The sequence below is a fragment of the Carnobacterium viridans genome (assembly GCF_900102725.1).
Classification (GTDB): domain Bacteria; phylum Bacillota; class Bacilli; order Lactobacillales; family Carnobacteriaceae; genus Carnobacterium_B; species Carnobacterium_B viridans.
In genome coordinates this window covers 1,627,404-1,640,191 of sequence record NZ_FNJW01000008.1, presented here as the reverse complement: position 1 = coordinate 1,640,191, position 12,788 = coordinate 1,627,404, and the positions used below count along the sequence as shown (strand labels likewise).

General features: G+C 34.1%; 13 protein-coding genes. 3 read left to right on the top strand and 10 right to left on the bottom strand.

What is annotated here, in order from left to right; all coding sequences use genetic code 11:
• Window positions 1-191 precede the first annotated feature (191 nt).
• A complete protein-coding gene (locus BLT48_RS09375) occupies window positions 192-788 on the top strand; it encodes an acetate uptake transporter (RefSeq protein WP_035021041.1) in 597 nt (198 codons plus the stop codon).
• A gap of 109 nt (window positions 789-897) precedes the next feature.
• Here the strand turns inward: BLT48_RS09375 and BLT48_RS09370 are convergent, their stop codons facing one another.
• The 3 genes from BLT48_RS09370 to gloB all read right to left on the bottom strand — a co-directional run bounded on the left by BLT48_RS09370 (window position 898) and on the right by gloB (window position 3,274).
• Entirely contained in the window at window positions 898-1,773 is an 876-nt protein-coding gene (locus tag BLT48_RS09370) for an alpha/beta fold hydrolase (protein WP_089977501.1), read from the bottom strand.
• A 29-nt stretch (window positions 1,774-1,802) separates the two neighbouring features.
• Entirely contained in the window at window positions 1,803-2,510 is a 708-nt protein-coding gene (locus BLT48_RS09365; protein WP_023176526.1) for a DNA alkylation repair protein, read from the bottom strand.
• Between the two features lie 62 nt (window positions 2,511-2,572).
• Window positions 2,573-3,274, bottom strand: a complete 702-nt coding sequence (gene gloB / locus BLT48_RS09360) for a hydroxyacylglutathione hydrolase (protein WP_089977498.1) — start codon at window positions 3,272-3,274, stop codon at window positions 2,573-2,575.
• A 288-nt stretch (window positions 3,275-3,562) separates the two neighbouring features.
• Between gloB and fabV the strand changes: the two genes are divergently transcribed.
• On the top strand, window positions 3,563-4,756 hold the full coding sequence (fabV, locus tag BLT48_RS09355; RefSeq protein WP_089978747.1) for an enoyl-ACP reductase FabV: 1,194 nt from the start codon (window positions 3,563-3,565) through the stop codon (window positions 4,754-4,756).
• Window positions 4,757-4,904: 148 nt separating this feature from the next.
• Here the strand turns inward: fabV and BLT48_RS09350 are convergent, their stop codons facing one another.
• The 4 genes from BLT48_RS09350 to arr all read right to left on the bottom strand — a co-directional run bounded on the left by BLT48_RS09350 (window position 4,905) and on the right by arr (window position 8,502).
• Window positions 4,905-5,624, bottom strand: coding sequence for a YoaK family protein (locus tag BLT48_RS09350; protein ID WP_226776533.1), 720 nt, complete (start codon window positions 5,622-5,624; stop codon window positions 4,905-4,907).
• A 218-nt stretch (window positions 5,625-5,842) separates the two neighbouring features.
• Window positions 5,843-6,631 (bottom strand): glutathione-dependent disulfide-bond oxidoreductase, encoded by a 789-nt coding sequence (gene yghU / locus BLT48_RS09345; RefSeq protein ID WP_089977491.1) that lies wholly within the window; start codon window positions 6,629-6,631, stop codon window positions 5,843-5,845.
• 148 nt (window positions 6,632-6,779) lie between these two features.
• Complete coding sequence (locus tag BLT48_RS09340) at window positions 6,780-7,418, bottom strand: hypothetical protein (RefSeq protein ID WP_089977487.1); 639 nt, start codon at window positions 7,416-7,418, stop codon at window positions 6,780-6,782.
• 334 nt (window positions 7,419-7,752) lie between these two features.
• Window positions 7,753-8,502, bottom strand: a complete 750-nt coding sequence (gene arr, locus BLT48_RS14585) for an NAD(+)--rifampin ADP-ribosyltransferase (RefSeq protein ID WP_089977483.1) — start codon at window positions 8,500-8,502, stop codon at window positions 7,753-7,755.
• 283 nt (window positions 8,503-8,785) lie between these two features.
• Here arr and gloA point away from each other — a divergent pair, with 283 nt between their 5' ends.
• The gene (gene gloA / locus BLT48_RS09330) at window positions 8,786-9,166 is read left to right on the top strand and encodes a lactoylglutathione lyase (protein WP_089977480.1); all 381 of its coding nucleotides are present in this window, start codon (window positions 8,786-8,788) and stop codon (window positions 9,164-9,166) included.
• A 295-nt stretch (window positions 9,167-9,461) separates the two neighbouring features.
• On the opposite strand, the gene BLT48_RS09325 is transcribed toward gloA, so the two are convergent.
• The 3 genes from BLT48_RS09325 to BLT48_RS09320 all read right to left on the bottom strand — a co-directional run bounded on the left by BLT48_RS09325 (window position 9,462) and on the right by BLT48_RS09320 (window position 12,615).
• The gene (locus tag BLT48_RS09325) at window positions 9,462-10,811 is read right to left on the bottom strand and encodes a metallophosphoesterase family protein (RefSeq protein WP_342341809.1); all 1,350 of its coding nucleotides are present in this window, start codon (window positions 10,809-10,811) and stop codon (window positions 9,462-9,464) included.
• A gap of 72 nt (window positions 10,812-10,883) precedes the next feature.
• Window positions 10,884-11,177: a hypothetical protein gene (locus tag BLT48_RS14385; RefSeq protein WP_324199190.1), complete on the bottom strand. Its 294-nt coding sequence runs from the start codon at window positions 11,175-11,177 to the stop codon at window positions 10,884-10,886.
• Window positions 11,178-11,466: 289 nt separating this feature from the next.
• Window positions 11,467-12,615, bottom strand: coding sequence for a Shedu anti-phage system protein SduA domain-containing protein (locus tag BLT48_RS09320; protein WP_089977477.1), 1,149 nt, complete (start codon window positions 12,613-12,615; stop codon window positions 11,467-11,469).
• Window positions 12,616-12,788: the final 173 nt, after the last annotated feature.

The window sequence follows — 12,788 nt, the reverse complement described above, 5'->3', positions numbered from 1 at the left end:
ACAAAAAAGACGAATTTCAAAATAAGTCATTCCCTAAAAATCTAATTTTTAGGGTTTTTTTGCATAAAAATACGATTAATAGCTTCAAAGTATTTAATTCAGACTTTTATTTGACTTGTATAGACCGCCTTCTGTATAATAAGAATCGCGCGATTTTTTTGCGACTATTATATTTAGAGGAGATTTACAAATTGGATAAAGATAAATTAGGTAAAACAGTTACTTTTAAAGAAATAACTGCAAACCCTGCTCCGCTTGGGCTTTTGGGTTTCGGAATGACTACTGTATTGTTAAATCTTCATAACGCTGGATTTTTCCCAATGGATTCAATGATTTTTGCAATGGGTATTTTTTATGGCGGATTTGCACAAGTTATTGCAGGCATTATGGAATGGAAAAAGGATAATACATTTGGTGCTACAGCATTTACATCATATGGATTCTTTTGGCTATCATTGATTGCAATAAACATTTTACCTACTATGGGTTTAGGCGAAACGCCTTCTAGTCAATCTATGGGAGCTTACTTATTCATGTGGGCTATCTTTACATTTGCTATGTTTATTGGAACACTTAGAATCAATAAAGCTTTACAAGTTGTATTTGGATCATTAGCACTTTTATTCCTATTATTATCTTTAGGTCATTTTACAGACTCTTCACTTATTTTAACCATTGCTGGTTACGAGGGAATCATTTGTGGATTCTCAGCAATTTATGCTGCAATGGCACAAGTTTTGAATGAACTTTATGGAAAAGTTATTATGCCAATTGGCGAAGTGAAATAATAAAAATTAGTAAAGGCACACCGTCCAGTAATAAATGGATGTTGTGCCTTTTTATATGAGTTTATTATTCTGGTTACCGTTAGTTACAGTTAAATACGCTCAGGGAGAACTACAAAGGGGGCTCTTCACTAATAATAAAATCAAGAATCAGCTTATTGACACGTTCGGGTTCTTCATGGTGTACCCAGTGAGTAGCTTCTCCCAGCAATACTCCTCGACCATCATCACAAAATTCGAGACTTTTACTGGCCAATTCAGGACCTAAAAATTGATCTTTAGCTCCCCAGATCAAGAACGTTGGGACAATCACTCGAGATGGAACATCTGAACTAGTATAGTTGGATACCAAAGCACGGTACCAATTGATCATTGAGCGCATAGCACCTGGCTGAGACCACGCAGTTCGATATTTTTGTAAGTCTTCTTCACTGAAGGTTCCTTTTCGGCTGCTGGTCACTAATGCCTTCTCCACAACTTTCCAATTAGACATGCCAAATAATTTTTCCGGCAATCCTCGCAATTGAAAGAAAGCAATATACGAACTTTTCAGAATTTGTAATGGGTGTGTTAAGAGTTGGTTACTCATAGCCATTTCGTGTGGAGCGTTAAGAATAATCAACTTATTTAGCAGCTCAGGATATTCTCTTGCGACTCTCCAAGCCACGATTCCACCCCAGTCATGACCTACTAAAACTACTTTTTCTTTACCGGAAGCTTTAATTAAACCAGCAACATCTGCAGCTAAATGATCCGTTCGGTAATCACTTACTTTTTTAGGTTTATCGCTAAGATTATAGCCTCTTTGATCTGGCGCCCATACTCTAAATCCTTTATTTGCCAGTTCAGACATCTGATTGCTCCAACCATACCAAAATTCAGGAAACCCATGCAGTAAAATCACTAACTGTCCATTTTCAGGTCCTTGTTGAACAACATGCAGCTTGATTCCATTCGTCTCAATATACTTATGCTCTTGTATTCCCATATCTTAGAACCTCCTGTGTGAAGCTAATCTTAACACCTTACATATTTACGTTTAAAGCCGATTCTTCCTTTTTCTACTTGTTTTTGAATACTCTCATAAGCATTTAAGGTACTGTTTTTTTTGTTTTCACGTTTGACTTCTACTGTACCTACTTCCATTGCTGTCTCGAGTGCCTTTTCATGTAAAGGAGAAAATGAAATCCCAACCGTGGATAGGAAATTGTTCATGGACGCTTTTGTGCGTTCTGGCGCATCATGAATCGTCTTTTTTACATGATCAAGCATGTCAGAAATTTTACTTTCAGAAAATTCATTGTCTGAACGATTTCCTAAAAGCCAACAATAACAACTCCAACCCGCAGACATTCTCAATTCTTGACCACTTGCAATCCATTTATCCGCAACGTCTTGTGCAATATCTGATTCAGATAATGTTACAGCTACAACAAAATCAGACAACATATAGAAATAAGCTGCATCCATCCAGCGATCAAAATCAGACTCCGTCATAATTTTGGGGTCCGAAATAACACCAGCAAAATACATAGCATCATAATTACCTGTAGCATAAAGCTCTTCCGCTAAAGGTTGATTTTTTTTTATCTTCTTTGACATAGGTTTCATTTCACCCGTGGTTACACCAAAAAGCGGCTCTTGTGCACCATTGGATAGATATATTTTCTTCATTCTTGGCTTACTTAAGTCTTCAAGCTCCTGCATAACTGTTTCAAAATTCATAATTGTTTTGTATCTCCTTACTTAATTTAGTAAAAACTTAGTGTCAGGATTTGAAAGAATACCTAAAACTTATCACGAGCATCACGCAACTCTTTAAAGTCCTCCATCTTCTCTGCTTGCAGAAACAGATTGATTTTTTTCTCTTTACCAATTGTTGTAGGTAAAGTTGGTTTTCCTTTTGCGCGCATTTCATTGACTTGGTTTAAGGCTTCAGAAATGGCTGTGTTCGATGGCTGCATAGAATGCGCAAAACGTAAATTGGTTTGCGTATATTCATGAGCGGCATATACTTGTACCTCATCGTCTAATTGTTTGAATTTCTGTAAGGCATCATATTGAGCTTGATAATCTTTTGTAAAAACTCGGCCACAGCCTGCTGAGAATAAAGCATCCCCGCAAAAGAGAACATTATCCATTAAGAAGCTGATATGTCCCTCGGTGTGTCCGCCCGTTTTTAATACTTGGAAATTTTGACCTAACAAACTAAAAGAGTCCCCGTCCACTACGATATGATCTGCTATGTCCTCTGTTTCTTTCGGGCCATAAATTGAGGCATCTGGGTATTTTGCTGAAATTTGCTGAACTCCTCCGATATGGTCGTCGTGATTATGCGTTAAAAGGATGGAGTTTAACTGTAGCTGCTTTTCCGCTAAGTAGTCCATTACTTGTTCAGCTTCTCCTGGATCGACTACCACTGCCTCTGTACCTTCTTCAATAATCCAAATATAATTATCAGAAAATGCTTTTACGAGATTAATGTCCATAATTCTGTCTCCTCAATTTAAATTTTAGTATCCATAGTTAAAATGTGATTTTTAATATATTATTAATTATACCAGAAACTTACATTTATCTAGTAGTTACCATAATCACTATCTTACTACCAAATCTTTTTTATTTTTAGTAATACTATACAACCATTCCATTTTACCTATTGAGTGATGAACACAGGTACGTAACTTTGATGTGAAATTTTGATAAGTAATTTCTCATAAGAAGCTTTTTCTGATATGATATTCTTATAACGATTTAATGGAGGAAAATTAATTATGATGGAATTCAAACAAAATATTCGTGGAAATGTAGCTTTAGGTATAAATCCACTTGGATGCAAACAGGAAGTATTGAATCAAATTGACTATGTAAAAGGCAAAGGAACTTATGAAGGTCCAAAAAAAGTATTGATCATTGGCGCATCATCAAGCTACGGCTTAGCTACCCGAATCAGCTTAGCTTTCGGTACTGGAGCAGATACAATTGGCGTTTCTTTTGAAAAGGGTCCAAAGAACGAAAAGAATTTAGGTACAGCTGGCTGGTACAATAATATTGCTTTTCGAGAAGCCGCTGAAAAAGAAGGTCTGATTGCTAAAAACTTTGTTCAAGACGCTTTCAGCCACGAAAGCAAGCAAGAAGTCATCGATTATATAAAGAACGAATTTGGCGGTAAAGTAGACTTAGTCGTTTACAGTCTGGCAAGTGGTCGAAGAACAGATCCTACTACTGGAGAAACATATACTTCTTCGATTAAAGCCATTGGAGAGCCCGTAGTTGGACCTAATATTAATATGCAAAACCAGACTTACTATACTGAAACTCTGGAACCTGCAACTGAACAGGAAATCGCTAATACTGTAAAGGTAATGGGCGGAGAAGACTGGGAACTATGGATGCAAGCACTAAAAGAAGCAGACGTATTAGCTGATGGCGTCTTAACAACTAATTATTCTTATTTAGGAACAGAGCTTAACCATTCTTACTATGGTGGTGGTACACTTGGCCTGGCTAAAGCAGATTGTGATGAAAAGACAAACAATATTAATGAGTTACTAGCTGACATAAACGGCAAAGCTCAGATTGTAGTCGCTACTGCAGTTACCACTAAAGCAAGTTCAGTTATTCCTTTTTTCCCTGTTTATTGTATCGGTCTTTACAAAGTGATGGCAGATAAAGGCACCCATGAAACACCAATTATGCATCAAGACCGCATTTATAGAGAAATGATTTATGGCAACAAGCCTGAATACGATGAAGTGGGCCGTCTTAGACCTGATAACTGGGAACTTGACAGCGATACTCAGGCTAAAACGAAGGAACTTATCCTAAAATTAAATGAAGAAAATTTCAATTCTAATCTGACAGCTTACGACATCTTTTATAAAGAATTTTCAAATTTAAGTGGCTTTATGGTTGATGGCTATGTTGATCAAGATGTTACTATAGAAGAATTAAAAGCACTACACTATTAAGCAGTTGTGACTCTATAAATAAACAAAGAACCCCTCACAGTAAAATGCGAGGGGTTCTTTGTTTGGATGGACTACAAGAGTCCTTTTGACTTCAGGTCGTAGTCCATATAAATTTTGTACAGTTTAGTGTAGACAATCCAATCTAAGTCTATTTTAAATAATCAAATAAGTTTTTTCCGTTTATTTCAAATTCATCATGGGTTGATTTTACGTAATTGACGTGATGATACAATGAGAAATATAAGAGACCAAGAAAGAGGTATAAGCTACTTGCTACAAGCCAAATATCAACGTTAGTATATAGCAATAAGCCGGCACCAACTATGCTACCTAATAGAAAGAAGCTGAGATTTAGTAGTTGGAAACGGGCCTTCCATAACTCGGATTTTCGTCCTGCTAAACTTCTACCTAAAGCCAAACCAGCATCAGTTAGGTTTCCAGACATATGTGTCGTACGAACAATCATCCCTTTATAATAGACAAACATACCATTTTGCAGACCTAAAATCAGGGTTGTCTCTAGCAAACGCCACCAAGGATCCTTAAGCATAATGCTTCCCACTAAAATCGCTAAACCGGATAAGAGTTGAATATAACCATACCGACGTTTCAATTTAAAGACCTGTTCTGGAAATAGGAATCCACTCAACATCGTTCCTAAGAAAAAGGCTAGTATAACGATTATCAAACGAATAAAACCCTCGAAATCCCCTTTTACTAAATGAATCATACTGTTTGATAAACTCCCCGTATGATGGGAGCTAGTAGCTGAAAATAAAATAATCGTTACAACGTTCATAAATCCTGCAGTTGCAGTTAAGAGGAAAATCCAACTCGTTAACTGAATCTTTAGTGCTTTTTTTCTCAATACAAACCCTACTATCATAAACATTTTTATCTATTACATACCTCAAGTGTAACTTAAATCTACCTATAATAAATTATTTTTGCAAGGTATTTATAGAGAATCCTAGTATTGGTGATAATTTATTGTTGTCTTGTTTATTATAATACAGTGCTGATTGTTTATTTCTTTTTAATCAAAATAGATTGTTAAAACCCTAAAGTAATAAAATATGATACAAACTATTCTTTAATTGATTGAGACTCTGCTGCCAGACCTTTTTGAACACCTGGTCGTTCTGCAATGCGCTGAGACCATTCTAAGAGATGGGTATATTCATCTAGATTCAAAAATTCATATGATCCTTCATATAATTTTCCTAAAGCTAAACGTCCGTACCAAGACCAGATAGCAATGTCTGCGATGGTATAGGTATTACCTGCTATATAAGGTCGTTGTGCTAAAGTTTTATCTAATAAATCTAACTGACGTTTCGTTTCCATCGTGAAGCGATCAATCGGGTATTTCATAAACTCAGGAGCATAAGCGAAAAAGTGGCCAAATCCTCCACCAACATAAGGACCTGCTCCCATTTGCCAGAATAACCAATTAAGAGTTTCAGTCCGACCGTGAATAGTTGTCGGAATGAGTTGGTTAAATTTCTCCGCTAAGTAAAGAAGAATAGAACCTGATTCAAAAATATCCAAACGAGGACTTTGACTTTGATCAACAAGAGCTGGAATTTTAGAATTAGGATTGATCTCAACAAAATCTGAACCAAATTGGTCCCCTTCGCCAATATTGATAGTATATAAGTCATAATCTGCGCCTTCCGCACCCAACTCTTTCAGCTCTTCGAACATAATTGTAACTTTAATGCCATTCGGTGTTCCTAATGAATAGAGTTGAAACGGAGCATCTCCAACTGGTAATTTTTGTTCGAAACGACTCCCAGCTGTTGGACGATTGCCACCTTTTTTTGAATTCTCTTCTTCCCACTGCCACACTTTTGGTAATTCATATGCTGTCATCTTACCACTCCTCATAAAATTTATTCGTAACTTCATCATACTACTCATGCACCAATATGCCCAAATTTTAGCCTTTGCATTTACTTATACTAAAATTCTTATTGATGCATTAAAACAGCTACAACGAACATAACTAAACATACTCTATCTATAAATCTGTCTTTTCTCCATTAACACTAAACTCAATTATTTCCGCAATTTTATAATCATCTCTGTGTTCAATCACGTAAGCAACTTCATAAAGTTCTCCATCTACGTCTAGCTCGTGCTGTACAAAGGTAGTTAAATTTCCCTCATCTAAACTAGATCTACTGCTAGAATGTTCGATTTTTTCCCCCACGATGTTTTTTTCAATAATCTCAGTAGTTAATTTACTATAAGCCTCTGACAAAATAGCATAATTCCCATTATCACCATGCACTTTTGCATCCCAAATCTCTAACCAATCAAAATATAACTCTTCAGGATCTTCTCCGTATTCTTCAGCTATCTCGTATACAGTCTCCCGATCACCTGAGAAATCATCTATAGCATTTAATCTAGTTATAATGATATCGTACCACTCCAGGTCTTCTTCGGTAAGATGTCTTAATCTAGTTACTTCTGGATAAAAAGTTGTTGTCATTTCATCGGCTACAATACTTTTTTCTTCAGTTTCTTCAACTGCCTCTACAGCCTCATCTGTTGTATTCTCTGAGCTTTCTTCCATGTCAGTTGCTGCAGAACAAGCACCTAGCACCAACCCTAACGATACAATTAATATCAATTTATTAACAATAAATCCCATTCTCTTTCTCCCCCTAAAATAGTAAATCAAAAATATCATACTTAATAATTACAATTGACTGTTAGTTTATCACTAAACTTAATTATATTTCTAGGGTATCTGCAAAACTCTGTTCACAAGTATAATTTACTTTAATTATTCTCAATATTTATACCGTATATATGCATTATTGTACTAAAATCCTAAATGATTTATATCAATAACAGCAGAAAAAGTCGGAGATAAGCCATCATTTAACAATGGATTATCTCCGTCTTTATTAGTTTTCATTACAGTGTAAAAATCGTGAATGCTAAATAACTACTCATCCGTTGCACTGCTATGATAGTTAATTTTAGTTAATAATCTCCCCTTTATTCTTAGCTAATCTTTCATCCCATTCCTGTCGTTCTGAATGAGTCAGTTTTTCCCAATCTGTTACTTCTCCCAAAACTTTTAGAGGGTTTTGGGAGCGATAAGAACGTGTTAGGTTACCAGGGAATTTCTTGTCAGTTACATTAGGGTCGTTTTCAAATTCACCGGTAGGTTCTATGATATAAACATGTTCTATTCCTTCACCTTTTGATAATGCTGCAGCAAGTCCCGCACCATTGATATTTGCTGTGAAATAGATGTGGTTCATTTTAAGATCTTTTTCGTAATTTGATTTCTTACCCGCTGTTAGCAAATCGCCAACTTGCAAATCTGCCTTTGACCCATGATAAAAAGGACCAGCGTCAGTCGGTCTACCTTGACATGAATGAAACAATTCACTATTTTTTCTAGCATTTGTAGTATCATTCATTGCTTCATAACATTTAGCGATAGTTAAATATAAAGTTGGATAAGCACTCTTAACATCATCATCATTAATTTTTAGAGCCAGGGCCAATGATTTTTCCATCCATTTTAACTTATCGTCGACATTATTTTGTCTTAATCCTAAATGATAAGCTGCAATAAATCTTTCATAGTCGTCACTTGTTTGGTTCCATGCTTCAATAAAAGCTTCGATGGCATCATCCAAATTTCCACTTTCTTCTAGAGCCATCCCTTTCATACAGAGCTGGATAATAGGATTACTTGGGTCAAATTTCATCCTCATTTTATTTTTCCTCCTATTTAACTAACTAAATTTTTATTTTTACTTATGATATGGTTCTCTCAACACCTTTAACAAACTTTGTTTATTTCGTTAATTCATTTAGTTTACCAACTATTTCTTTGTAGAATATATTTTTGTCAATGAATGCTCCTATTATCAGATTAAACTCTGTTCTTTTTGCCTATCGAGGTAATAGAAAGCACTATAGAAAATAACATGGGCGTGCCTATATGACCTATTCATGCTAGAATAAAATAAGAAACTATTGGAGGATGATATTATTATGAAACAAGAACTTGTTGAGATTTGCCTGCGTGTTAGAGATATTGAAGCTACTTTAGACTTTTATACTAATCTATTTGATTTTGAAATTGCCAGTCGCAGAGAATTCCCTGAAGATAAATTTGATTTAGTTTATCTGAATTCTCCTGGTTCTTCTGTACAAATTGAACTCACTTACAATTACGATGCTGAGCCATACAATGTAGGAGACGGCTTCAGTCATTTAGGTGTGACTGTTAGTGACTTAGAAAAAATGCATGAAGTTTGTAAATCTTCTGCTTACCAAACAGGTGATTTAAGAGGGCTTTCAGGAGGCACACCCTCTTATTTCTTTGTGACGGACCCTGATGGCTATCGGATTGAAGTAAAACGCGCAAAATAATTTTTCTACTATTTTAAATATAAGCATGTTGGCTGTTGCCAACATGCTTATATTTTTTTATTCCTTCAAATCATCATTCGCATTTAATTGATTAACAAACATCTTAAATCATCTCATAAGTACCGAATCCATTTATTTGATAGACTCCCATTTCGTTTAAATAATTTCACCAGGCTTCAATCGTGTTCGTCCCTAATTTTAGGTAGTTTTCCAATGTTTTTATTTAAAATACTATTACATTCTCGACAACAAAAAACAAGCACTATTCTGTATGAAATTTCAATAAATTCTTTTTTTAGTTTGATTGCTTAGATCTTATCAGATTCATTAACTCAAATCCTGTATTCATTTTAGAATAAATTGAGCAAACCACAAAGAGCTCTTTGCCTGCAAAGTGCACAACTTTGCTTCGTCCAGACGATGCTGGTATATGATGATGACCATGTATAGCTCCAATTATGTTATATTCCTTAAATAATTCTTCAATATTAGGTTCTGAACAATTATATTCATTGTTATATACTTTGCTCTTCATTGAGACCATATTCAATTCGTTAAACAGTGGTGCATGTGAAACGATTACCGTTGGAATATCATAATCGTTGTTCAGTAAATTTTTTAAAGTTTTGAGAATAAATTTTTGTTGCTCTTTCTTTCTCTTAACTAAAACAACTGGTACTGTGATCCCGATATATCGTATTCCTTCATGAACTATATGACTATTATGCAATATGTTTATTCGTGGGAATCGTTGTTCAAGCTCATCCTTCACTACCTCATAAAATGTATGATTGCCCACAGGCAACATGTACCACGACTCATCGGGATTTTCTAAAAGCTGTTTAAACCATTTGGTTCTCAGAAATGGTTTCCACTTTTTTTCTTGAAGTTCTTGTCTACTACTCGGCAATACATCTACTAATTCATGATTTCCAATAACGTAGAGCCCTTTAATATCTCCGTTTGTTACTTTAGAGTCCGAGATATCTCCTACCATTATATTGAAATTTTTGTTGAAGAATGGCAGCTTTCCGTCATTAGAGTGAACATCAGAGATAACATTCAATAAATTTGTATTCTCTGTAGAAAGAACATTTTCAAAGTGTTCTTCTGTATCTTTAGGATGAACACTATGCGGAATATAATTTTTTCTAAGATTAGAAATTTTCTTCTCTGATTTTGATCGTAAAATAGGTTTTAATTTTACAGACTGAGATTGTTTTGCAATGATAATTGAATTTTCTAAACTTATCTTTAATTCTTGAGGCATGAAACTCAATGCTGGTTTAATGTCTGATCTATAGGTTAAAAACTCATCTTTATTTCTATTATTAGAAAAAACTTTCTTTAACTGATTTTTTTCTAACAATTCAACTCTTTTTCCATCCGTTGTTATGGGTAACGAATTAGCGAGTTGAACGACAAATTTAAGGTATTCGAAAACATACTCAGAAATTCCTGTGTTTACATTCTCACTAAATAAGAATTTACCTGCAATATTTGCAGAAATCGGTCCAGTTTCGTCATGCTGCAGAAGTCGCCCAAGAATTTGAATCTCAAATAATGTATTTTGAAATATTGCATTATAAGCTTGTTTAACTTCACTATTGTTTTTACCCATCCTTTTATTAGTAACTTGAAACATACTCAATTTAATGTATTTTTCTAAATTACCTTTATGCATTTTAATATACTCACGTACCTCTTCTGGATGGAGTCAGTACTGAATAGCTGCACGTTGGATGTAGTTTCTAGCTGTATCATATGGGATAGCTGAATAGACAATATCTCCTCTGGATGATATAGCTAAATCTTTTGTCTTCATATTATATCTTAATTCAAAGTACTCATTTCTAAACAAAGTCTTGTTGACAGGTCGTCGTATATTTTCTGGATAAAGTTCAAAGCGCGCAATAATTTCTGACGGAAGTTCATTCCCAATTTTCGTTGGTAAAAAAGGGATATGTTTTTTTGTGATAATTAAAGAATCTTTTGTTTTATTAAATTTCATTAATTCACCTCATCCTTTAGGTCATTCACCCCAGATTTAACTATGTTTAAAAAAACTCATTTACTTATGGTACGGTTCTCCGAACTTCATCTAAATGAGGTTTTTCAGTGTTTAGACACTTAGATATTGCTCAATTAAAATATGTAAGCGATATTGAAACTCCTTGTCAGGGGTATGCAATTTCTCGATCGTAAAACTCGCGTCCACCCTTTACAGGAAATTACTAACTCCTTTGTCTATTGCAACGATACACTGAAATATATTATGACAATATATTCAGTAAATTTAATCATTTTTTTATTTTGTTACCACTTAAAAAATCTAATAATAATTTAGCGTTTTCTAATAAGTCGTCATATGTAATTATTTCGATTTTATCTCTAAAAACTAAGTTTCTTCTTCTTAGCTTTTCTTTATTACTTCTTGTTAAAGTATTCGACCTTCCAATGACAACATAGCCCTTTGGTGAGTATAGTTTTTTAATTTTTTCTCGTGCGTATGAGCTATTATGTTCAATCCACTCTAACCAGTCCATTATTTGTTGCTCTGCGTGCACCAGTTGGCTAGACGGATTACCTTGTTTAGTATAAATATTTAATGTGCTTGCTTCGATTTCAACAATATCATAAAGTCCATTATACCTTTTCAAAACATAATCAGCTTCATATTCTGATCCAAAACTCTGCTTATCTAATACTTCAGTATATTCTGTTCCAAATAGAATTGGATAGTTTGTTAATATTTTTTGAATCTTATTCTCATTTCTTTCAGGGCTGTTTAACTGATCTGATAACTTTTCAATTCCATCTTTCAAGTTATTTATTATATATTGTGCATTATCAAAATTCTTTAATTTTTCCATTAATTTATTCTTATAAAAATTTACTTCGCTATATGAATATATCCGTGGTATTTTTTCTTCTGACAAATCATCCTTTTGATTTTCAAAATTTGGAATTAAAATATCAGCAAGTTTATATTTTTTTACCTTTTCGTTTTTATCTATTAATTCAAAACCATGTTTATATAATTCGTTATAATAAAGACCCAGTTCCTCTTCCAAATTCTCGTGATTAGGAAAGATAGGTATATTGTAAATAACCGACATAGCTAATTCATGAAGTATTGTTCTGTCTATTTCATTTTTTGATCCTTCAACTGATGTCTTCATTAGAGCTGCTACCTCGAGGCTATTATATGAACTATTAAATGTATAACAGATAATATAAAGAAACGGTCTATCTTCTTCATCAACCTCAAAAATCATTTCTTTGATAATTTCATAAAACTCAGAATCTTTTTTAAATTTATCATTATTAATTTCAACATCTTCTACTGCACGTGAATAAGTTTTATATTCTTCGTCACTGTGTTCATCATCATTCGTAATAAAAGTACGTAATAAAATAGGCTTCTTATATAAGTCTAATCTATTCAAATATAATCCTCCCAAGAAAAATATAATTTTTATCAATTATTAAAAATGCCCCCAACATAACAAGCTGTGGTTTCTAGGAAAACCTCCTTTACTTATGGTACGGTTCTCCGTGTTATACCTAAGTGAGGTTTTTTAATAATTGCCTTTGTTTGATAATGTTTATATGATCTTAA